General features: G+C 67.7%; 21 protein-coding genes. 7 read left to right on the top strand and 14 right to left on the bottom strand.

Annotated features, from left to right (window positions below; translation table 11 throughout):
- Positions 1 to 3: 3 nt before the first annotated feature.
- Both WEA80_02735 and WEA80_02730 read right to left on the bottom strand, forming a co-directional pair.
- Complete coding sequence (locus WEA80_02735) at positions 4 to 1,059, bottom strand: efflux RND transporter periplasmic adaptor subunit (GenBank protein ID MEX1185481.1); 1,056 nt, start codon at positions 1,057 to 1,059, stop codon at positions 4 to 6.
- On the bottom strand, positions 1,049 to 2,506 hold the full coding sequence (locus WEA80_02730; protein MEX1185480.1) for a TolC family protein: 1,458 nt from the start codon (positions 2,504 to 2,506) through the stop codon (positions 1,049 to 1,051). The genes WEA80_02735 and WEA80_02730 overlap by 11 nt, the downstream gene beginning before the upstream one ends.
- A gap of 175 nt (positions 2,507 to 2,681) precedes the next feature.
- On the opposite strand from WEA80_02730, the gene ppk1 reads away from it, so the two are divergent.
- Entirely contained in the window at positions 2,682 to 4,778 is a 2,097-nt protein-coding gene (ppk1, locus tag WEA80_02725) for a polyphosphate kinase 1 (protein MEX1185479.1), read from the top strand.
- Here ppk1 and WEA80_02720 read toward each other — a convergent pair whose 3' ends face one another.
- The 10 genes from WEA80_02720 to WEA80_02675 form a co-directional block, all read right to left on the bottom strand.
- Positions 4,779 to 6,362: a Ppx/GppA phosphatase family protein gene (locus WEA80_02720; protein ID MEX1185478.1), complete on the bottom strand. Its 1,584-nt coding sequence runs from the start codon at positions 6,360 to 6,362 to the stop codon at positions 4,779 to 4,781. It abuts the gene before it with no gap.
- On the bottom strand, positions 6,362 to 7,051 hold the full coding sequence (gene phoU / locus WEA80_02715; GenBank protein ID MEX1185477.1) for a phosphate signaling complex protein PhoU: 690 nt from the start codon (positions 7,049 to 7,051) through the stop codon (positions 6,362 to 6,364). The genes WEA80_02720 and phoU overlap by 1 nt, the downstream gene beginning before the upstream one ends.
- On the bottom strand, positions 7,048 to 7,806 hold the full coding sequence (pstB, locus tag WEA80_02710) for a phosphate ABC transporter ATP-binding protein PstB (GenBank protein MEX1185476.1): 759 nt from the start codon (positions 7,804 to 7,806) through the stop codon (positions 7,048 to 7,050). The genes phoU and pstB (WEA80_02710) overlap by 4 nt, the downstream gene beginning before the upstream one ends.
- Positions 7,803 to 8,624 carry a phosphate ABC transporter ATP-binding protein PstB gene (gene pstB / locus WEA80_02705; GenBank protein MEX1185475.1) on the bottom strand — a complete coding sequence of 274 codons (822 nt, stop codon included), beginning with the start codon at positions 8,622 to 8,624 and terminating at the stop codon, positions 7,803 to 7,805. Before pstB (WEA80_02705) ends, pstB (WEA80_02710) begins: the two co-directional genes overlap by 4 nt.
- A complete protein-coding gene (pstA, locus tag WEA80_02700; GenBank protein ID MEX1185474.1) occupies positions 8,605 to 9,453 on the bottom strand; it encodes a phosphate ABC transporter permease PstA in 849 nt (282 codons plus the stop codon). Before pstA ends, pstB (WEA80_02705) begins: the two co-directional genes overlap by 20 nt.
- Positions 9,450 to 10,439, bottom strand: coding sequence for a phosphate ABC transporter permease subunit PstC (gene pstC, locus WEA80_02695; GenBank protein MEX1185473.1), 990 nt, complete (start codon positions 10,437 to 10,439; stop codon positions 9,450 to 9,452). Before pstC ends, pstA begins: the two co-directional genes overlap by 4 nt.
- A complete protein-coding gene (gene pstS, locus WEA80_02690) occupies positions 10,432 to 11,502 on the bottom strand; it encodes a phosphate ABC transporter substrate-binding protein PstS (protein MEX1185472.1) in 1,071 nt (356 codons plus the stop codon). Before pstS ends, pstC begins: the two co-directional genes overlap by 8 nt.
- A 29-nt stretch (positions 11,503 to 11,531) precedes the next feature.
- Complete coding sequence (locus tag WEA80_02685; GenBank protein MEX1185471.1) at positions 11,532 to 12,734, bottom strand: hypothetical protein; 1,203 nt, start codon at positions 12,732 to 12,734, stop codon at positions 11,532 to 11,534.
- A 116-nt stretch (positions 12,735 to 12,850) separates the two neighbouring features.
- Positions 12,851 to 14,179: an ATP-binding protein gene (locus WEA80_02680; protein ID MEX1185470.1), complete on the bottom strand. Its 1,329-nt coding sequence runs from the start codon at positions 14,177 to 14,179 to the stop codon at positions 12,851 to 12,853.
- Positions 14,176 to 14,895, bottom strand: a complete 720-nt coding sequence (locus tag WEA80_02675; GenBank protein MEX1185469.1) for a response regulator transcription factor — start codon at positions 14,893 to 14,895, stop codon at positions 14,176 to 14,178. The genes WEA80_02680 and WEA80_02675 overlap by 4 nt, the downstream gene beginning before the upstream one ends.
- A 146-nt stretch (positions 14,896 to 15,041) precedes the next feature.
- On the opposite strand from WEA80_02675, the gene WEA80_02670 reads away from it, so the two are divergent.
- Genes WEA80_02670 through WEA80_02645 form a run of 6 tightly spaced genes read left to right on the top strand, consistent with a single transcriptional unit; the run spans position 15,042 to position 20,348 of the window.
- A complete protein-coding gene (locus WEA80_02670) occupies positions 15,042 to 15,653 on the top strand; it encodes a DUF47 family protein (GenBank protein ID MEX1185468.1) in 612 nt (203 codons plus the stop codon).
- 16 nt (positions 15,654 to 15,669) lie between these two features.
- Positions 15,670 to 16,707, top strand: coding sequence for an inorganic phosphate transporter (locus WEA80_02665; protein MEX1185467.1), 1,038 nt, complete (start codon positions 15,670 to 15,672; stop codon positions 16,705 to 16,707).
- An 8-nt stretch (positions 16,708 to 16,715) separates the two neighbouring features.
- Positions 16,716 to 18,239, top strand: coding sequence for a 5'-nucleotidase C-terminal domain-containing protein (locus WEA80_02660; GenBank protein ID MEX1185466.1), 1,524 nt, complete (start codon positions 16,716 to 16,718; stop codon positions 18,237 to 18,239).
- Complete coding sequence (locus WEA80_02655) at positions 18,236 to 18,478, top strand: hypothetical protein (GenBank protein MEX1185465.1); 243 nt, start codon at positions 18,236 to 18,238, stop codon at positions 18,476 to 18,478. The genes WEA80_02660 and WEA80_02655 overlap by 4 nt, the downstream gene beginning before the upstream one ends.
- Positions 18,475 to 19,524, top strand: a complete 1,050-nt coding sequence (add, locus tag WEA80_02650) for an adenosine deaminase (GenBank protein ID MEX1185464.1) — start codon at positions 18,475 to 18,477, stop codon at positions 19,522 to 19,524. The genes WEA80_02655 and add overlap by 4 nt, the downstream gene beginning before the upstream one ends.
- Positions 19,521 to 20,348: a purine-nucleoside phosphorylase gene (locus WEA80_02645; GenBank protein MEX1185463.1), complete on the top strand. Its 828-nt coding sequence runs from the start codon at positions 19,521 to 19,523 to the stop codon at positions 20,346 to 20,348. The genes add and WEA80_02645 overlap by 4 nt, the downstream gene beginning before the upstream one ends.
- Before the next feature lie 144 nt (positions 20,349 to 20,492).
- Here WEA80_02645 and thiD read toward each other — a convergent pair whose 3' ends face one another.
- Both thiD and WEA80_02635 read right to left on the bottom strand, forming a co-directional pair.
- Complete coding sequence (thiD, locus tag WEA80_02640; GenBank protein ID MEX1185462.1) at positions 20,493 to 21,278, bottom strand: bifunctional hydroxymethylpyrimidine kinase/phosphomethylpyrimidine kinase; 786 nt, start codon at positions 21,276 to 21,278, stop codon at positions 20,493 to 20,495.
- Positions 21,279 to 21,378: 100 nt separating this feature from the next.
- A complete protein-coding gene (locus WEA80_02635) occupies positions 21,379 to 22,179 on the bottom strand; it encodes a M48 family metallopeptidase (protein MEX1185461.1) in 801 nt (266 codons plus the stop codon).
- Positions 22,180 to 22,200: the final 21 nt, after the last annotated feature.

Genomic DNA, 22,200 nt, shown 5'->3' with positions numbered 1-22,200 from the left:
CGGTCAGTTTCGTCCGGGAGCTGTCGCGGATACGCGCGCCGGTGGCACAATCACGCGGTCTCCCGCACGCAATCCCGCGGTCACTTCGGCGACGCCACCCGTTGCTGCTCCCAAGCGGATCCAGCGTAACTGGTCACCCTCGGCGGTGCGCAGCGTGACACCGGTAAGATCGCCTTCATGAATCACCGCGGTAATCGGCACGACGATCGAACCGCGAGTCCCTTGCGGCAACGAGATGGTGGCTGCGCTGCCGGGGAGAAATACTCCACCTGGGTTGGGCAGCAAAGCGTTGACCGTGTACAGGTTGCCCACCGCCGTCGGAACGACGCCCTCGATGGTCGCGCGGACGGGCCGGCCCTCGATAGTCGCGCTGACAAATTGGCCGCGCCGGATGCCGCGTACGGCATCCGGCGAGGCGCTGACCGAAATGCGTAACCGGGACGCGTCCTGCACTTCGACGAGCGGCGCGCCCGGCGCGGCGAACGAGCCGGGATCTACGAAGCGCTTCGTAACGACGCCGCCGAACGGGGCTCGAACCGAGGCATACGCGGACATGGCGCTGACCTCGGCGGCGGACGCGTGCGCGGCCCGAAGACCGGCGCCAGCGCGAGCGAATCCCGTTTCAGCGGCGTCGAGCTGCGCCTTCGCAGCGGCGCTGTCGGCGTAGAGGGCACGCATACGGCGCGCCTGCGTCTCCGCAGCCAGATACATCGATTCCGCGTCGGACACCGCCGCGGCTACCTGCGCGGACTTCGCGGAGAGGTCGCGTGCGTCGATGCGAACGAGAATGCGTCCGGTGGTGACGGCATCTCCCTCGCTGGCGAGGACTGCCGTAACAGTTCCCATGAGTTTGGTGCTCAGAATCGCCTGGCGGACGGGCGATGCCACACCCGTTGCTTCGATCGTTGCTTCGACGGTTGTGTCGCGCACGGTGTAAACGCTTCCGGCGACGCGCTCGGGCGTGGCGCGAGGCGTGTCGTCGCGCGACGGCGAACACGCTGCCGCCGCGCCGGCTACAAACAGTGCGCCGTACGCGAGGAAGCTGGATTCACGAATCATTGAGAGGTCCTTTCTGGAGTCGGGCGTGAGCGGTGGCATCGGGTGCGATCGGCCGTGGAGGAGATGAATCCGCCGAGGCGGATGCGGAGTCGAATGCCGCGAGCGTTCCCGGATCGCGGCCCAGTGCCTGGCGGCGCGCGGCCGCGGCGGAGATCGCTGCGTACCGGGCCTGGGCGAGCGAAAGAGCGCTCTGCGTTTCGGCTGTCTGCGCGTCCAACAGCTCGACGACGGTCGCGAGTCCCCCGGCGTACCGGCGGCTCACGATCCGGCGCGCTTCAGCGCTCTGGATCACAGCGCGTTCGGCGATGGCGAGGCGAATGAGGGAAACGGTCAGTGCTGTGCGCGTAGCTTCCACGTCGAGGCCGGCATTCGCTTCCGCGGCTTCCGCGCGCGCCTTGGCGGACGTGAGTCGCGCGGCCGCGCCCCGGTGCTCCGCCAGCTCCCCGGCGCCGCTGAACGGACTCCAGGATGCCAGGACGCCGACAGTCCAGTTCGTTTCGCCCGTGAAGGGGCGCGCGCGCGAGTTCCGGTCATATCGTGCGAACCCGTTGATCCGGGGCAGGTACGCGGAGCGGGCGCGAAGGACGTCGGAGCGCGCAGCGTCGAGCGCGGTTGCGGCGGCGATGACGTCGGCGCGCTCGTCTGGCTCTGCAAAAGCCGTATCGCGCGCCGTGATCTCACGAATCATCGCCGCGGTCGGGAGAACGTTCGGTACGATCGCCTTCTGGTCGCGCGAATCGGCGTGGTAATCTCCGATCAGGAGCGCGAGACGACGCCCGGCGATCGCCGAATCTCCCACGGCCTCGGCGAGCTGAGCGTCGATCTCACCGGCGCGGACGGAGGCAAGCAGGGCATCCGATTTTGTTACCATGCCCTGCCTGACGAGCGCTTCGGCCTGGGCGACATGTGCGTGGGCGGTCCGGGCCGAGACGCGCATGGTAGCGGTACGCTCGGCCGCGAAGACCGCGCCGTAGAAGGCTCGCACCACGTCGGCGCGAAGCGACAGTCGCGTCCATTCCTGCGAGGCGCGGTCGGCGTCGGCAGCCCGCAGTGCGGCGCGCCGTCCGGTCCAGGCGTCGGCGTTGAAGATCGGCTGCTCTATGACGATCGCGCTCTGGTAGTTGCCCGTCGCTTCCGGGTTGACGAGCTGTTGTGGCGCGAAGTCATCCGGGCTGATCGTTCCCTGCCGGAGTTTTGTCCCGAAGACCGCAACCGGGTCCGTGGTGCTGAGGTAGCCGACCTCGAACCGAAGACTTGGCAGTATCCCTCGGGCCGCAAGGAGCGCCCGCGCGCGTTGCTCTTCCGTGTTGCCCGCAGCGATGCGATTGCCGTAAGCGGCGTGATCGGCGCGGCGGAGCGCGTCTCCAAGAGTCAGTTGTCCGCCGGCGGGCGGAGCGTATGCGACGAGCACCGCGATCAGCGCTGTCGGAGCGAGCGAATGGTTCATCGGTGATGTCCCGCGTGATGCGTTATCCATCAAGTCAACTATATAACTAAGCACTCGTACAAGCATTGGTCAAGGTCCCGGGCCCCGGCAGGCTGTTTCGGACACTGCCGCAGCCCCGTGTAACGATTTTGCTGACGTGCCAGGCGAGGGGCCGCGGGAGCGATAGTTTTGGGAGATGCCCGAACGGCCCCGCTACTTCAATCGCGAACTCAGCTGGCTCGATTTCAACGCCCGCGTGCTGCACGAGGCGTTCGACGAGCGCAATCCGCTGCTCGAGCGGCTCAAGTTCATCGCCATCTTCTCGACGAACCTGGACGAGTTCTACATGGTCCGGATCGCGGGGCTTCGGCGGCAGCTCGCCGCCGGCGTGGAGCAGCCGAGCGCGGAAGGAGTTGCCACGCGGGCGCTGCTCGACGCGATCAACCGCAGGATCGCGGAGCTGATGGCGCGGCAGCGCACCTGCCTGCACGATCTGCTTCTGCCCGCGCTCGCGGAGCACGGGATCCGGCTCGTCACGATGAACGATCTCCAGCCGGCGGAGTGGCAGGTCGTGGACGAGTTCTTCGAGTCGCAGGTGTTCCCGGTGCTCACGCCGCTGGCGATCGATCCCGGGCACCCGCTTCCGTACATCTCCAACCTGTCGCTGTCGCTCGCGGTGCAGGTGTTCGACCCGCAGCGCGGCAGCGAGCACTTCGCCCGCGTGAAAGTGCCGAAGAGCCTGCCGCGCTGGGTCCCGTTCGGGCGGCCGCACCATTTCGTGCCGCTTGAGCAGGTGATCGGCGCCAACCTCGGCGCGCTCTTCCCGGGGATGGAGATCCGCGGCTGGCACGCCTTCCGTGTCACGCGCTACTCCGACCTGGAGCTGGCCGCGTCGGACGACACGTCGGACCTGCTCGCGATGATCGAGGAGCAGGTGTTCCAGCGGAGATTCGCGGAGGTCGTGCGGGTAGAGCTGCAGGACGGGACGCCGCCCGCGCTGCGCGCGCTGCTGCGCGAGGAGCTGGCCGACCAGCAGGACCTCGACACGGACGACGCGCTGCTGCACGAGGACGATCTGGTGGAGAGCGGTCCGCTGCTCGAGCTGGGCGACCTCATGTCCCTTGCGTCGCTGGACGCGCCCGAGCTGCGCGACCCGCCGTACACGCCCGCGATTCCGGCGGAGCTGCACGACACGACGCGCTCGGTGTTCGCGGCGATCCGTGAGCGCGACATCCTGGTGCACCATCCGTTCGATTCCTTCACGGCGAGCGTCGAGAGATTTCTCGAGGCCGCCGCGGTGGACGAGCACGTGCTCGCCATCAAGATGACGCTGTACAGAACTTCGGGCGACACCGCGATCGTGCGCGCGCTGACGGAAGCCGCGCAGCGCGGGAAGCAGGTCGCGGTGCTGGTCGAGCTGCAGGCGCGCTTCGACGAGGCGAACAACATCACCTGGGCGCGGACGCTGGAGAGCTTCGGAGTGCACGTCGCGTACGGGCTGCCGGGCCTCAAGACGCACTGCAAGACCGCGCTCGTCGTGCGCAAGGAAGGCGACGGAATCCGGCGGTACGCCCACATCGGCAGCGGCAACTACAACTCCAGGACCGCGCGCATCTACACCGACCTCGGCCTGCTCACCTGCAGCCCGTCCATCGGCGCCGACGTCAGCGACCTGTTCAACGCGCTGACCGGGTTCTCCCGGCAGGAGATCTACCGCAAGCTGCTGGTGTCGCCGGCGAACATGCGGGCGCGCTTTCTGGAGATGATCGACCGCGAGGTGAAGTTCGCGAGGGCGGGGAAGCCGGCGCGCATCATCGCGAAGATGAACGCGCTGGTGGACGAGGAGATCATCGCGGCGCTGTACGGCGCGTCGGAGGCCGGAGTCGAGATCGACTTGATCGTGCGCGGGATCTGCTGCCTGCGGCCGGGGCTGCCGGGCGTGAGCGAGCGCATCCGCGTGCTCAGCATCGTTGGCCGCTTTCTCGAGCACTCGCGCATCTGGTACTGGGAGAACGGGGGCGAGCCGGAGTACTACTTCGGCTCGCCCGACTGGATGCCGCGGAACCTGGACCGCCGGGTGGAGTGCGTGGTGCCGGTCGAGGATCCGCGGCTGCATCCGCGGCTCAAGTCGCTGCTGGAGACGTCTCTCGCGGACAACCGGCAGGCGTGGGAGCTCCGGTCCGACGGGACGTACGAGCAGCGGCTGCCGGGGGCCGAGCCGGAGCGCGCGACGCACAGAACGCTGCTCCTCGACTCATGGGGCATGGTCGGGGAGCCGGACGCGAGCCGGTGATTACGCGGCGGTAGACTTCGCGGGCTCCGAGCGCGCGGCGGCCGTCCCCGCTGCCACCAAGGTTGCCGGAACCCCCGAGAGCTTCTCCAGCAGGCGGCACTTGCGCTCTGCGCCCCACAGCTCGAGCTGCATGTCGCCGCCTTTCGTGGACGGCACGGCACGGAGTACGAGCGAATCGTCGGTCCACTCCGCTTCAATCCGCTCCACGGCGGCGGAGTGCCCGCGGTCGAAGCCGTCGGCCACGCGGAGAATCGCGGACAACCGCTTCACTACCTGCCGCGACTGCTTGTCGAGCCCCGAATAGTTGCGGTGCTTCTTCTTCGGCCGCGGGCCGCGATGATAGCGCGCGACGTTGGCGACGATCACCTGCTCCACCGGCGACATCCCCAGCAGCTCGGCGTGGCTGATCAGGTGGTACGAATGCTTGTGGTGGTCTTCGTAATTGATGTGGTAGCCGATGTCGTGCAGCAGCGCGGCGTCGGATAGCAGCGCGCGCTCGCTCTCCTCGCACCCGAGCCGCCCGCCGATCTGGTCGAATATTTGCAACGCGAGCTTCCGCACGTGCTGCGAGTGCAGCTCCTCGTAGTGCGACCGCTCGGCCAGCTGCAGGACCGACCGCTCGCGGGACTCTCCGGGATCCGCGACGGTCGGGCGCACGCGCGCCGTCTCCAGCAGCAATCCCTCGCGAATTCCGTAGCTGGAGACGGTCAGCTCCGGCGAGTCGAGCCGCTCCAGCACTTCGACGATGACGCTGATGCCGGCGACGATGATGTCGGCCCGGGCGGGATTGAGTCCCGGCACCCGGGCGCGCTCTTCCGCGGGAAGGTCGATCAGCGCGTCCAGCATCCGCTCGATCTCGGCGCAAGGGACCTTGGTGCCCTGTACCGTCTGCGCCATGTGCAGCCCGCGGCGGGCGAGATGCATCTCGCCGATGTTGGTGCACGTGCCCCCGGACCCGATGACCGTCGCGCCGCGCCAGTTGCGCACCGGCAGCTTGCGGGCGAGCGCGCGGCGCACCTTGCGGCGCAGCTTCTTCACGCGGGACCGCTTGATCCGGGTCGGCAGGAACTCCTCGGTGAGACGCAGCGCGCCCAACGGCAGCGAAATCAGCCGATCCAGCAGTCCGTCGGCGCTCAGCGCGATCTCCAGCGATCCGCCCCCGATGTCGAGCACGACCGCGCGGCCCTTGCCGAGCTCGAAGTGCGCCAGCGCGCTGCGGAAGCTCAGCCGCGCCTCGTCCTCGCCGTCGAGCACGCGCACGGCGAGCCCGCTTTCCTCGCGAATAAGATCGAGAAAGAGCTGGCCGTTGGTCGCGTCGCGCACGGCGCTCGTCGCGACGGCCTCGACGCGCTCGGCGCCGAGCTGGCGGGCGAGCGTGGTCATGCGGCCGACGACCTCGAGGGCGTCGCGCATCCGGCTCTCGTCGATGCGCTTCGTCTCGCGGGTGCCCGCGCCGAGGCGCGGAGCCGCTTTCATCTCGTCCACGACGCGGATCGTGCCGTCGCTGCCGACGTCGGCTACGATCTGGCGGATCGAGTTCGACCCGATGTCTATGGCCGCGATGCGCGCAACTCTCTCGGACATCAGTCCTCGAAGTGGTGCTTGATCTGCTTTCCCTCGGCGAGATACACCGCGTCCTCGCCGATGTTGGTCGCGAGGTCGGCGACGCGCTCGAGATTGCGGCTCACGAGCAGCAGCTCCAGCGCGGGCGTGATCGTGCGGGCGTCGGCCATCATGTGCGTGAGCAGGATCCGGAAGACGGAGTTGTGCAGCGAGTCCACGACGTCGTCCGCCTTGCAGACTTCGCGCCCGAGCGCGCCGTCGGCGTTGGTGAACGCGTCGAGCGCGTCACTCAGCATGGATCGCGCCCGCCTGGCCATGTCTTCCAGCTCGGGACCGGGGATGACGGTTGCGTTCGAGTCTATCAGCCGGAGCGACGACTCGGCGATGTTGACAGCGTGGTCGCCGACGCGCTCCAGGTCGTTCGAGATCTTGATCGTACCGATGATGAACCGGAGATCTCTCGCCATCGGCTGCTGCAGCGCGAGCAGGGCGATGGCGCGCTTCTCGATCTCGATCTCGAGGTCGTTGAGGTCCTTGTCACCGCCGACGACGAGCTCCGCCTTGCGGCGATCGCGCGCCAACAGCGCGCTGACCGCCAGCTCTACGAGATGCTCGGCTTTCTCGGACATGTCGAGCAGCCGCTGCTTGAGCTCGGCGAGCTGGTCGTGAAAGTGGCGGAATCCTCCGCTCGGCTCGATCGCCGCGGTCATCCGAACCTCCCGGTGATATAGGCCTCGGTCTGTGCTTCACGCGGGGCGGTGAAAAGCTGCCCCGTCGCGTCGCATTCGACTAGTCGGCCAAGATAGAAGAAAGCTGTGTAGTCGGACACGCGCCCTGCCTGCTGAAGGTTATGGGTGACTATCACGATTGCCAGCTCTGATTTCAGCTCGAACAGGAGCTCCTCGATCTTTTGCGTCGCGCCGGGGTCGAGCGCGCTCGCGGGCTCGTCCAGCAACAGGACTTCAGGCTGGTTGGCCAGCGCGCGCGCTATGCAGAGCCGCTGCTGCTGGCCCCCGGACAGTCCGAGCGCGCTCTGCCTGAGGCGGTCCTTAACTTCGTCCCAGAGCGCGGCCCGTCGCAGGGAGCCCTCGACCACGTCGTCCAGATCGCGCCCACGCAGGCCGCGGTTGATGCGCGGCCCGTACGCCACGTTGTCGTAGATGGACTTCGGGAACGGGTTCCATCGCTGGAACACCATCCCTACACGGTGTCGCAGGTGCACCACGTCCATCCCGGGCGCGTACACGTCCTGGCCCGCGAGCAGCACGCTGCCCTCGTGGCGCGCGCCGGGGATCGTGTCGTTCATCCGGTTGATCGATCGCAGAAACGTTGACTTGCCGCACCCCGACGGCCCGATCAGCGCCGTGATCGACTGCGGCGGCACGGTGATGTTGACCCCGTACAGCGCCTGATTCTTCCCATACCAGAAAGAAAAGTCGCGCGCGTTCACGGCGGACCCGGTCATCCGAACCTTCCCGTGATGTAGGCTTCGGTGCGAGTGTCGCTTGGCGCGGTGAACAGGGCGTTGGTCGGCGCGGTCTCAACGAGGTCTCCCATCAGCAGGAACGCAGTCCTGTCGGACACGCGTGCGGCCTGTTGCATGTTGTGGGTCACGATCACGACCGCGATATCCTGCTTGAGCTGGTACACGAGCTCCTCGACTTTTTGCGCGCTCAGCGGGTCGAGCGAAGCTGTCGGCTCGTCCAGCAGGATCACTCGCGGGCGGATCGCCAGCGCCCGCGCGATGCACAGCCGCTGCTGCTGTCCTCCGGAAAGCGCGATCGCACTCTCGTCGAGCCGGTCCTTGACTTCCTCCCAGAGTCCGGCGTGCCGCAGCGCGCGCTCGACGATGCCTTCGGCTTCCCTGCCGCGGGGAGCTCCCCGCCCGAGGATCTTGAGCCCGGCGGCAACGTTGTCGCGGATGGACATAGTTGGAAACGGCGTGGGCCTCTGAAACACCATCCCGACGTGCCGCCGTACCGCGATGGGATCCGCGCCGGGCGCATAGATGTCGGTCCCGTCGAGCGTGACCGTTCCCGTCGTGGTCGCGCCCGGCAGCGTTTCGTGCATCCGGTTGAGGCAGCGCAGCAGCGTTGACTTGCCGCACCCCGAGGGGCCGATGATCGCCGTGACCTCGCGATCCTGGAAGTCGATGCTGACGTTCGACACCACGCGCGACTTGCCGAAGAACGCGCTCAGCTCTCGGGTGCTGAGACACGGCTTCCCGGGCGCGTCGTCGTCCTCCTGGCGGATAACCTCGGGGTCAATCAGTAGCTGAGCCAAAGCGTGCGCGGGTCGCGTGTCGCGCCGCGAGGCTGATGATGAGAACGATGACGATCAGCACGAGCGCGCCTGCCCAGGCCTGCTTGTGCCACTCGTCGTACGGACTGATGGCGTACGCGAAGATCTGCAGCGGCAGCGCCGCGATGGGCTCATCGAGCGCCGTGGACCAGAACTGGTTGCCGAACGCGGTGAACAAGAGCGGGGCCGTCTCGCCGGCGATGCGCGCGACGGCGACAAGCGCGCCGGTCACGATCCCGGGCAACGCCGTACGAAGGATGACGCTCAGCGACGTGCGCCACCGCGGGTAGCCGAGGGCGAGCGCCGCTTCGCGCAGCGAATTCGGCACGAGCCGGATCATCTCTTCCGTGGTGCGGGTCACGAGCGGGATCATCATGGCGCCGAGCGCGATCCCGCCTGCAAGCGCGGAGAAGCTGCCGAAGGGGCGCACCAGGAACTGCCAGGCGAATATCCCGAGCACGATGGAGGGCAGCCCGTTCAGCACGTCCGACAGGAATCGCACGGTCATTGCCAGCGCGCCGACGCGCTTCTCCGCGAGATACAGCCCCGCACCGATGCCGACGGGCAGTCCGATCACGCCCGCGATCGCTATCAGAATCAGCGTTCCCACGATGGCATTGGACATTCCACCGCCCGCTTCACCTACCGGACGCGGCATGTTCGTGAAAAACTCCGGCGTTAGAGTGCTCGCGCCTTTCTGCAAAAGATGGAAGAGAATGAACAGGAGCGGGAGCGTGGCGAGCACGGCCGCGACGTACGTGAGTCCCAGCATAAGGACGTTGCCCGCCTTCCGCCGGCGCAGGGCGCTCACGGTTTCGGCCCGCTCGCGACGCGCCAGACCAGCCAGCGCGCGATGCCGTTCACGATCAGCGTGATCGCGAACAGCACGGCGCCGACGGCCATCAGCGCGGACAGGTGCATGTCGCTGGTTGCCTCCGTGAATTCGTTCGCGATCAGCGACGCCATGGTGTAGCCCGGGGCGAGCAGCGACGCCGAAATCTCGGGCCGGTTGCCGATCACCATCGTGACCGCCATCGTCTCACCGAGCGCGCGACCGAGGCCGAGGATGACTCCGCCGATTATTCCCGACCGGGCGTAGGGGATCACGGCGTGCCAGATCATCTCCCACTTCGTGGCGCCGAGTGCGAGCGCCGCGTCGCGCTGCGAGCGCGGCACGGCGATGAGCACCTCGCGCGTGACGGCCGAGATGTACGGCAGCGCCATGATCGCCAGGATGACGCCGGCTGCCAGCATGCTCGGTCCGTACGCGGGGCCGCTGAACAGCGGCGTGCTTCCCAGGTGCAGCGTGTTCCGGAAAAACGGGACCACGTGGTCCCGCAGCATCGGGACCAGGAAGAAGATGCCCCACAGCCCGTACACCACGCTCGGGATGGCCGCGAGCAGATCCACGAGAAACGCGACTGGCTGCCGCAGCCACTTCGGCGCGATCTCCGAGAGGAAGATCGCTACCCCCACCGCGAGCGGCGTCGCCAGCACGAGCGCGATGAACGACGACACAAGCGTGCCGTAAATGGCCGGCGCGGCGCCGAACTTTCCCGCCTGCACGTTCCACTCGCTGGTGGTGATGAACGACAGTCCGGCGGCCGAGAGCGCCGGCCACGCGGCGACGCCGATCGCGACGGCGATCAAGAGCAGCAACGCGGGAATCATCAGCGCGAATGCGGTGATGACCATCCGATAAACGCGGTCGCCCGGCGCGGCGCCCGCGAGGCTCGCTACGCGGTGCCCGCGCGCGAATCCTCCAGGCGTCCCGGAGGACGCGATCGCGTCACCCACCGGCTGGCGTCACCTGGATGGAATCGAGTCGCTGCAGCAGCCTGTCGGCGATCGCGGGAGGCAGCGGCGCGTAGTCCAGCGCGGCGGCTTGCTTCTCTCCCTCTGTCAGCGCCCAGCGGAGAAAATCCACCAGCTTGCGCGCTTTGACCGAGTCTGTCTGCTCGCGATAGAGCAGCAGCCAGGTAAACGACGAGATCGGGTAGGCGCCGGCGCCGGGGCTGTTCACGATCGAGAGGCGATAATCAGTGTCGGCGGGAAGCTGCGCGGCGACTCCGGCGGCCGCGGCCGTGACCGCTTCGATGCTCGGCGCCACGAACTGCCCCGCGGAGTTGAGGACCGATGCGACCGGAAGGTCGTTCTGATTGGCGTACGCGAGCTCGACGTATCCGATCGCGCCTGGAATCTGCTTGATCTGTCCCGCTACTCCTTCGTTGCCCTTTCCACCGAGTCCCGTCGGCCACGCCACGTCCTTTCCGCGGCCGGGGCCGCCCGCCCACTCCGGGCTGATCGCCGTCAGGTAGTCGCTGAAGACGTATGTGGTTCCGCTGCCGTCCGATCGGTGGATCACCAGCACGTCCCTCGCCGGCAGCCTGACGCCGGGATTGTGCGCCGCGATCCGCGGGTCGTTCCACTGCTTGATCGTGCCGAGGAAGATCTGCGCGATGACCGGCCCGGACAGCCGCAGCTCGCCGGAGAGCTCCGGAAGGTTGTACGCGATCGCGACCGCGCCGAGCACGGTGGGGAAGTGCATGATCGAGCCGCCCTTCGCTTTGGCGAGCTCGTCGTCGGTCATCGGTCCGTCGGTAGCGCCGAAGTCCACGGTGCCCTCCGACAGCTGGCGGATTCCCCCGCCCGAGCCGATCGACTGGTAGTTGATGCGGACGTTGGTGGCCGTCGCGTAGTCGGAAAACCACTTCGAGTACAGCGGGTAAGGGAACGTCGCGCCGGCGCCGGTCAGATCGACCGAGCCCGAGCGCGTTGCGGGAGAAGCGTCGCCGGCGGGACGGGAGTCGCCGCAGGCCAGCGCGAGAATCGATATCAGTGCAAGAATGCGTGAGGACACGTCCAGGTCTCCTGTGGCGCGATGGCGCGCTAGAATCGTGCAATGAGGTGCAGGAACGCCGCCTTGCCCGGCGCGGCCGGCCCGCCGGCGCGAGGGAGCTGTTCCTGATAGTCGAGCGAGAACGAAGCCGCTTTGGTCAGATCGATCGCTACGCCGCCGATCACGAGCGTGTGGCCCTCGCTCAGCGCTCTGTTCGTCGTGACCCTGTCCACGCGTCCCACCAGCGAGACCGATCGCGCCGCGCCCGCCAGCGACGCAAACGGTCGAACGATCGCGTATGCCGAGACGAGATGCCCGGTGCTGCCGACGACCGCCCGCGGCTCGGCGGCGGTGTTGGATCCCGTCTCGCCTTCGTCCGTCCGCGCGGTGTACTGCGCGGCGATCGTGAGCGCCGGATTCGTCACCGCGGCGAACACGCCCCAACGGTCGCGCTGGAGCGAGCTGCCCACCGGACCGAGCTGGCCGGCGCCGCCGCCAGCGAACCTGCTCCCGGTCGCGCCCTGATAGCTCCACGCGGTGAGCGCCAGCGAGCCGAGCAGCCCGTCCGTGCGGCTCGCGAACGGCGTGAGTGTCAGGCGCGCGCCGTAATCCTTGAAGCGGTCGATCTCGCGCGACGTGTATCCCGGACCGTTCGTGACCGCGGCGTAGATCTCCCCGAGCTTGCGCGGCAGCGTTATGGCCGACGCCAGGCCGGCGTCGGCCGACGAGAAGTAGCCGTGCCGGTCGGTCGCGACTGTCGAGATCCAGCGCGGCCAGTAGGTCTCGTCGTGCTCGATGAAGACGTTGTGCACGAGACCGAATCGCGCGGCTGCGCGCACGGTTCCGCGCTTCAGGTAGTCGTACTGGAGATACGCGTACTTGGCGCGAACCGTCCAGCCGCGGTAATACGAATCGTTATCCGACTGCTGCTGCTGAAAGACGTCGGTCGTGATCCGAACGCTGGCCCGCTCGCCGGCGGGCATCCTGAGCGTGAGGTACACCCGCTCGAGGTCGAACTTGTTGGCGCCGCGGGATGCGTCACGGTTGGTGCGGTACTGATAGTTCGCGAACATCACGCCGGACAGATCCAGCTTCGGCGCCGCCCGTGCGGTAGGCCCGGTCGTATCGGTTCCCGTCTTTGCGGCGGAATCCGGCTGCTGCTGCGCACCGAGCGGTGCGGCCCACGCGAAAATCGCTAATGCAACCGCGGTTCCTGCGCCTGCCCGGCGGAAAGTTGCGATGGGTCTTTCCACGTTTCCTCGCGCCTCGAATGAAAGGGGAATCCTTCCTCCACGCGCTCAGAATCGTCGTCCGACGTCTCTGTTTGCTTACCGTTGTGCAACGAGTTTGTAACGAAAGGCGGCGCGGGTCAGCCGCTTCCGGCGGAGGGGAAGAACGCGCGCACCGTGGTGCCCCGGCCGACGTCACTTTCGGCCGTGACCATCCCGCCGTGCGCCTCGACCAGGTGCTTCACGATGGCGAGCCCGAGACCAGTGCCGCCGCTCTGGCGCGACCTGCCGGGGTCGGCGCGGTAGAAGCGCTCGAAGATGCGCGGCAGGTGCTCTTGCGGGATCCCCTGTCCCGAGTCTCTGACCCCGAGCCATGTGCCGTCGGCCGCCGGCTCCGCGAACACGGTGACGCGACCGGCCGCGGTATGCCGGATGGCGTTCTCGACCAGGTTCGACAGGATCTGTGTGAGAGCCACGCGGTCGGCGCGCGCGACGCCCGCGCCCGGCGCAATCTCGATCTCGAGCGACAGGTGTTTTTCGCTCGCCTGGGCGGCGGCCTGCTCCAATACTTCGCTCGCAACCGCTCCGACCTCGACGGGACCGGGCTGTGGAACCCAGCCACCGGACTCGATGCGGGACAGATCCAGCAGATCGTCCACGATGCGCTGCATCCGCGCGGTGTTCGCCCGGATCATCTCGGAGAATTCGCGCCTCGCATCCGGCGCGATGTCTTCCGCCGCCAGCGTCTCGGCGAAGCCGCGCACGACTGTCAACGGCGTGCGAAGCTCGTGCGACACGTTCGCCACGAAGTCCCGGCGCACCGCCTCGAGCCGGCGAAGCGGCGTGAGATCCAGTGCCGCGAGCACGGCTCCGCCGCCCGGCAGCGGCCGGGTGGACAGGGAGACGTGGTGCGTTCGAACATCGATCTCCAGGGGGCCGACCGGGGTTCCTCCCAGCGCGCTCTGCAGCGCCTGATGCACTGCCCGCACGCGCGGCAGCCTGTCGGCAGCGAAGGGGACCGGGTCCGTCACACCGAAGACGTCCCGTCCGGCGCCATTGATCAGGTTCACCTGGCCGGCCGCGTCCAGGACGAGGATGGCTTCGGTGAGCGACTCGACCAGGCCGGCGAAGAGAGCATCTGCCGCTTCGACCGCGAGGGTGCGCTTCCGCAGCTGCTCCGCGAGATCATGCACCGCGACGCCGACATCAGCGATCCCGGGCGGACCGGAGAGCGGGGGATTCGCATCGAGGTTGCCGGCGGCGATCGACCGGGCAGCGTCGCGCAGCCGGGCCAGGGCTCGCGTGGAGCGTCCCGCCACAACCCAGGCGAGAAGGACAGCCACCACTGCGGTGACCGCGGCCGGCGCAATCAAAGATCCGGGATCCGCGGCGCCAAGCGTCCCGACGGCTGCCGCGAACGTCGTGACCACGACCAGCCCGTATGCGGCGAGCCGCGCGGGTTCGGTCACTCTGCCTGCCCTCTGCCCGACCGCAATCGGTAGCCGATCGCGCGGACGGTCTCGATCATCGCGCCGGCGTCGCCGAGCTTGGCGCGAAGCCGTTGCACGTGCATGTCCACGGTGCGCGTCTGGATGTCGGACGCTGCTTCCCACACGGCGTCGAGCAGTACTGCCCGCGACTGGACGCGTCCTTTCCTTTCCGCCAGCGTCAGCAGCAGCTTGAATTCAGTGGCGGTCAGATCGATCTCGGCTCCGTCCACCGTGACGATGTGGGCGGCGCGATCGATGCGGATCGGCCCGATATCGAGGGCACTCTCGAAGGGCTGATCGACGCGAGACGCGCGGCGGAGGATCGCGCCGACTCGAAGCACCAGCTCCTGGGGGCTGAAGGGCTTCGTGAGATAGTCGTCAGCACCGAGGGTGAGGCCGCGGATGCGGTCGGTTTCCTCCTTGCGCGCGGTCAGGAGGAGCACCGCGGTGTCGCGGGTGCTCTCATCGGAGCGCAGAATGCGCAGCACGTCGAATCCTCCGACGTCGGGCAGCATGAGGTCGAGCACGATGAGGGAGGGCCGGTCGTCGCGCGCGCGTTCGAGCGCCGCGGCTCCGGTGGCGGCGGTCGACACGACGTAACCGGCCTTGCGCAGGTGGAACGCGCACAACGCGAGGATGTCGGGCTCGTCATCCACGACCAGTATCCGGTCGAGGTGGTCCTGCGCTACGGTCACGTGCAGATTTCTCCGCCTCCCTTTGGCCTAGGGAGAGTAACCGCCACGGCGACTTCGGGTAGTCTCCCCGTAGGACAGCGGGTAATCTCCCCGAAGGACAGCCGCCCGGCTATCTTCTCGGTCACGTCAACCCCCACAGCCCATCCATGCGGCTCCTCCCGAAGACCGAAAACTTCTACGAGCTGTTCTCGGAGATCGCCCACCGGCTTTCCGGATCCGCCGTGCTGCTGCACCGGCTGTTCGAGGATCCCGCGAATCGCAGCGCGTACGTGGCGCAGATCAAGCGTCTCGAGCACGAGGCCGACTATCTGACGCACGACGTGATCCTGCGGATCGACAAGACTTTCGTCACTCCTTTTGACCGTGAGGACATCCACGCACTGGTGTCCGAGCTGGACGACGTCGTCGATCTCATCGACGGTACCGCCCGGCGGGCCGAGATCTTCAACATCACTACCGTGTGCAGGCCCGCGGTCGTGCTGTCGGAGGTGATCGTTCGCGCCGCCTCGGCGGTGGAGGAAGCGGTGCGGGGGATGAAGGACGCCAAGCTCGTCAAGTCCAACGCTCTCGAGCTCAAGCGGCTGGAGGAAGAAGGGGATGCGATCTATCACGACGCGATGGGGGCGCTCTTCGCGGACAACGCGGACCCGATAGACGTGATCAAGTGGAAGGAGCTGTACGACAAGCTCGAAGATTCGCTGGACCAGTGCGAGGACGTGGCGAATGTCCTCGAGAGCATCGCCATCAAGAACAGCTGATCCACCCGTACGAGCCGTGATCTACTATGTGCTGGGGATCGTGGCGGTCGCCTTCATCTTCGATTTCATCAACGGCTTCCACGACTCCGCCAATTCGATTGCGACGGTCGTGGCCACCCGGGTACTCAGCCCCGGGGTAGCGGTCATATGGGCGGCGTTCTTCAACTTCATCGCCGCGTTCGTGTTCACCACCGCGGTCGCCAAGACGATCGGATCAGGGTTGATCGACCTCAACATCGTGACGCCGAACGTCATCCTGGCCGGCCTGCTCGGCGCGATCATCTGGGATCTCGTAACCTGGTTCTACGGCCTTCCGTCGAGCTCGTCCCACGCGCTCATCGGCGGGTACGCGGGCGCCGCGCTGGCGAAGGCCGGCATCGCGGCGCTCATCCTCGGTAGAAAGTGGATAGAGACGATCTCGTTCATCGTCATCTCGCCGCTGTTCGGCATGGTGCTCGGCTTCGTCCTGATGGTGATCGTGTTCTGGCTGTTCAGATGGACGAGCCCGGCATGGGTGAATCGGATCTTCAAGCGCGGCCAACTCCTCAGCGCGGCGCTCTTTTCCCTGGCGCACGGCGGCAACGACGCCCAGAAGACCATGGGCATCGTGGTAGGCCTCCTGGTGTCGGTAGCTCCGACACTGTCGCAGGAGACGGGCTGGTTGAGCTTCTTCTACATTCCCAACGCGGATCACATTCCGGTATGGGTGATCCTGACCGCGCATACCGCGATCGCTCTCGGTACCCTTACCGGCGGCTGGCGGATCGTCCATACGATGGGGTCGCGAATCACGCGGCTCAGACCCGTGGGCGGATTCTGCGCGGAGGGTGGCGGCGCGATCGCGATCATCGTGGCTACGTTCGGAGGAATCCCCGTGAGCACGACGCACACGATCACCGGGTCCATCATCGGAGTTGGCGCGACGAATCGTATTTCGGCTGTACGCTGGGGAATCGCCGGACGAATCGTCTGGGCCTGGGTCCTGACCATTCCGGCGGCGGGCGCGATAGCTGCGCTCAGCTATTACATCCTGCGGGCAACGGTGGGGCCGTGAAGCTCTCCATGAAATTGGCGGCATATCTGCTCCTGGTCGCCGGGGCCGCATGCGTTCCCCCCGGCGTCAGTCCCACGACGCCACCGGCGGGGCAGTTTCTCCGCATCATCGGCACCAACGACTTCCACGGCGCGCTCGAGCCGCGGGCCGACAGCGCGGGCGTACAGCTGGGCGGGGCCGCGCACGTGGCCGCCGCGATCCGGGCGGCAGCCGCCGAGTGCGCGCCGCGGTGCGAGGTGCTGCTGCTCGACGGCGGCGACATGTTCCAGGGAACCGCCGCCTCGAACACCGCCTACGGCAAGCCGGTAGTCGAGCTGTTCAACGAGCTGGGATACGCCGCGGCCGCGTTGGGCAATCACGAGTTCGACTGGGGCATAGACACGCTGCGCGCCCGAATGCGCGACGCGCGCTTCAACATCCTCGGCGCGAACGTGCGCTACGCCGACGGCCGCGACGTGGAATGGATCCCGAACGACACGATCGTGGCGCGCGGCCGCGCGCGCATCGGGATCATCGGGCTGTCCACGCAGCAGACGCCGACGACGACGCGCCCGCAGAACGTCGCGCACCTGCGCTTCGTGGATCCCGCGCCGGTGGTGGACGCGCACGCGCGATCGCTGCGCGCCCGCGGTGCCACGCACGTCGTGGTCGTCGGACACGTGGGCGGGCATTGCGGGGCGACTTGCACCGGCGAGGTCTTCGACCTCGCGGCCGCGATCACCGAGCCCGTAGACGCGATCGTCAGCGGCCACTCGCACACGCTGCTCGACACCACGGTGAACGGCATCCCGATCGTACAGGCCCGTTCGAGCGGGCGGTCCATAGATGTCCTCGACCTGCCGCTCGACGGACGCGCGCCGGCACGCGGCGAGGTCCGCCCTGTGCTCACGGCGCGGATCCCGCCCGATCCGGCGGCGGCGGCGATCGTCGCGCGGTGGACTGCGAGAGTCGCGGGCGAATTCTCGCGGCCGGTGGCGACGCTCTCCGAGCGGTTGTCCCGCGCGGGCGCGCAGCATTCTCTCGGGAACCTCATCGCCGACGCGCAGCGGGCGGCGGCGGGGACGGACGTGGCCGTGATGAACAGCGGCGGCATCCGCGCGGATCTCGATTCGGGCGTGGTCACTTACGGCGAGCTGTTCGAGGTCCAGCCGTTCGACAATACCCTGGTCCGGGTGACGATGCGGGGCTCGGATCTCCGGAGTTATCTCGCCCAGATCGTCGCGCGCGGGCGGCCGAACGCGCACGTGAGCGGCGCGTCGATCGTGTACTCAAGGGACAGCGCCGGCGCGGGCCGGATCGATACGGTGCGCGTGGCGGGAAGGCCGATCGACGATTCGGCGGGCTATACAGTGGCGATCAACGATTTCATGGCGGCGGGTGGCGACGGCCTCGGACCGCCGGCGGCGGCGTCCGTCGAAGCCCTTCCGATCATCGACCGCAACGCGCTCCGCGACTACGTCGCGCGGCTGCCGCAGCCCGTGGAAGCTCCGCGCACGCTTCGCATATGGCTCGCGGGGCAGGCCGCGCCGTGACCGCGGATTCGCCGGGGGAAGCGCCGACCGTGCGCATCTACATAGACGCGCAGCCGGTCGACGCGGAGCGCGGCGCGACCCCGCTGTCGGCTCTCGAGCGGCACGACCGCGTGGCGGCCGCCCTCGTGCGCGAAGGCTCGCGGGTCATCGTGGACAACCGCGGACTGCCGGCCCCGCTCGACGAGCCCGTCACCCACGGCTCGATCTTCCGCGTCGTGAGCTCCAGGCAAGCTTCGTGAGCGGCGCCAACCTGCGCGAGACGCTCCGCCGCCTCCCGAAGGCGGAGCTGCACTGCCACCTGGACGGCTCCGTGCGGCCTGCCACCCTGGCGGAGCTCGCCGGCGAATGCGGCGTACATCTCCCGTGTCCGTCCACGCCGGAGGAGGTCGCGCGGATGATGCACGTGACCGACGCCGCCACGCTCGAGGAGTATCTCACCCGCTTCCAGTACACCATCGGAGTGATGCAGACCGGGGCGGCGCTGGAGCGGATCGCGTACGAGCTAGTGGCCGACGCGCACGCCGACGGCGTGCGCTACATCGAGGTTCGCAACGCGCCGCTGCTGAACACGCGCGGCGGGCTGTCCCCGGGCGAGGTGGTGGACGCCACCGTCCGCGGTCTGGAGCGCGGCGAGCGCGAGTTCGGCGTGGTCGCTCGCTTCATCGTCTGCGCCCTGCGGGACCTGCCGCCGGAAAGCTCGCTGGAGCAGGCGCGGCTCGCCGTGGCGCACAAGTCCAGGGGCGTTGTGGGCTTCGATCTCGCGGGCGCGGAGGCGGGCAACCCCGCGTCGCGGCACGCGGAAGCGTTCAGGTACGCGCGCGAGCACGATCTCGCGGTCACCGTGCACGCGGGAGAAGGCTACGGCGTCGATTCGATCCGCCAGGCGGTGCACGATTGCGGCGCCAACCGCATCGGCCACGCGACGCGGCTGTTCGAGGATCCCTCGCTGGCGCAGTACGTGAACGACCGCCGCATCGCCCTGGAGATGTGCCCAACGAGCAACGTCCAGACCCGCGCGGTCCCGTCGTATGCGAAGCATCCGTTCAGGGAGTACTTTGCGAAAGGAATGAACGTCACGTTGAACACGGACAACAGGCTGATGAGCGGCACGACTCTCACCGACGAATACCTGCACGCCGCGAACGAGATGGGATTCACCGTTTCCGACCTTTCGCTGGTGGCGCTGAACGGGTTTGCGAGCGCGTTCCTTCCGTGGGAGGAGCGGCTCTTGCTGATCGAGAGCGTGCGCGACGGAATCGACGCGATAGAGGAGACAGTCTCATGAGCGAGCAATACGGCGCGGCGGCCGCGAAGACCGTAGCAGCGGCGATGCGGGACAGGCTCGGCGTCGAGGCGCCGGCCATGGCCATGATCCTCGGCAGCGGCCTCGGAAAAGTCGCCGCCAGCCTGGAATCACCGCGCAAGGTCGCGTACCGCGACGTGCCCGGCTTCCCGCAGGTATCCGTCGTGGGCCACGTCGGGGAAGCGACCGCGGGAAAGCTGGAAGGGAAGGAAGTGCTGGTGTTCTCCGGCCGGCCGCACATGTACGAGGGAAACCCGGCCGCGATGGTCGCGTTTCCGGTGCGCGTGCTGCACGCGCTGGGTGCCAAGGTGCTGTTCCTCTCGAACGCCGCCGGCGGGATCCGCCGGTCGTACCGGGCCGGCGATCTGATGATCATCGAGGATCACATCAACCTGATGAATCAGAACCCGCTCGTGGGGCCGCTACAGGAGGGCGACGACCGCTTTCCGGACATGACGGAGGCGTACGACGCGCTGCTGCGGAAGCTGATGCGCGAAGCGGCGCCGGAGCTGAACGTGACGGTTCACGAAGGGGTGTACGCCGGGCTCACCGGTCCGAGCTACGAAACGCGGGCCGAGATCAGGATGCTCGAGCGGCTCGGCGCCGATGCCGTCGGGATGTCGACGGTCCCGGAAGTGATCGTGGCGCAGGCGCTCGACATGCGCGTCGCGGCGGTGAGCTGCATCGCGAACGTCGCGTCGGGGCTGTCGTCGATGCCGGTGAGCCATTCCGAGGTGCTGGACACGACGGGACGGGTGTCGGACCAGTTCGTCAAGTTGATTCGGACATTGGTCCGGGCGCTCTAAGAGCGGGGAGCGTTGTGCGTTAACCGTTCAACTGTCTTGCGTTAGGACGTAGACTGCGGTGGGAACCGCGAGGGTGATCCCCCCGCAGTTAACGTCCCAACGCACAACGCTGTAACGGGAAACGCACAACGCTCGCCGCCGTTTCTACCTGACGAAGTGATTCAGCGGCCCGTGCCCTGATCCCAACCCCGGCGCCGCTTCTATGGCCCGGTGCACGAATTCGACGGCGCGCGCACAGGCAGCACGGAGATCATTCCCCTTCGCAAGCTCCGCGGCGATAGCCGCGGACAGGGTACACCCGGTGCCATGCGTGCTCGTCGTCGCCAGCCGGCGATTCCGGAACGCCACGGCGGCCCCGTCCGCATACAGCACGTCTACCGTCTCGGCACCCGTGTCGACGTGTCCGCCCTTTACCAGCGCGGCGCCGGCGCCCAGCTCGCGGACGAGCGCCTCGGCCGCTTTCGCGAGATCCGCTTCCGTCTCGACCGCCAGTCCGGCGAGCAGCGCGGCTTCGTGGGCGTTGGGGGTGACCACCGCGCAGAGCGGGAGCAGGTGCTCGCGGATCGCGGCCACCGCGTCGTGCTCGATCAGGACGTCGCCCGACGTCGCGACCATCACCGGATCGAGGACGTAGCCCGACAGCTCGTGCTCGCGCGCGCCGGCGGCCACCGCGCGAACGATGCCGGCGTCGGCGAGCATCCCGGTCTTGAAGGCGCGCGGCCTGAGGTCGGTCGCGACGGCGTCGAGCTGCGCGCGGACCATTTCCGCCGACACCGCTTCCCAGCGGGAGACGCCGAGGGTGTTCTGCGCGGTGATCGCCGTGATGACCGAAGTTCCGTAAACGCCGAGCTGGTGGAACGTCTTGAGATCGGCCTGGATTCCCGCTCCGCCGCCGGAGTCGGACCCGGCGACCGTCAGTGCTATGTACATGGCTGTTGGCTGTTGGCTATTGGCTGTTGGCGACCGCTCCCAATCGCCAGCATTTCCGTAGTGCCCAATAGCTAACAGCCAACAGCCAACAGCGCCCTGTCTATCTCCGCGGAGCCGGCGACGGCGGCAACGCGTTCAGCCGCCGCTTGAACGTCTGGTAGTTCCGCGAGTCGCGCGACAGGCGCGAGAGCTGCGCCGCGGGAATCTGCGCTATCCGCGCCTGGATTCTCGCGAGCCGGTCTTCCTCGAGCGGGTGCGTGGCGAACCAGCCTGCCACCGCGGACGGGCGGGTGCGACGCTCCTCGAGCAGCTTCTGGAACATCGTGGCGATTCCCTGCGGGCTGATTCCCGCGCGCACGACGTTGTCGAAACCCACGTCATCCGCTTCCAGCTCGGCCTCGCGGCTGAATTTCGCGAACACCGCCGTGCCGGCGACGTTGATCAGCGTGCCTGCCGCCTGGCTGCCGCAGGCGCCCGTGAGCACGCAGGCCAGTCCGACGCCGAGCTCGGCGCGCTGCGCTTTCTCCATCTGCTCGACGGAATGCCGCTCCACCACGTGCCCGATCTCGTGACCGAGCACTCCGGCGAGCTCGTCCATGCGTTCGGTGCGCGCGATCAGCCCGCGATTGACGTAGACGTATCCGCCGGGGACCGCGAAGGCGTTCACTTCCGGGCTGTCGACGATGAAGAACGTCCAGTTATGGTCGGGCGCGCTCGTCAGCCGCGCGATCGAATCGCCGAGCAGGTTGATGTACCGGTTAACTTCGGCGTCCTGGACTATGGGCAGCTGCTGATTGATCTGGATCGCGTAATCCCGTCCCATCTCGGCTTCCTGCTGCCGGGAGATGGAACAGCCGACGACCGAGAAAGCGAGCACAAGTGCCGTGAACGTACGTCTCATCGTTACTCCTTCGTAGATTTT

The organism is Gemmatimonadaceae bacterium (genome assembly GCA_040882285.1).
Taxonomy (GTDB): domain Bacteria; phylum Gemmatimonadota; class Gemmatimonadetes; order Gemmatimonadales; family Gemmatimonadaceae; genus JACDCY01.
Note: the sequence above shows the minus strand (reverse complement) of the source record. Positions and strands in the feature narration are given on the sequence as shown.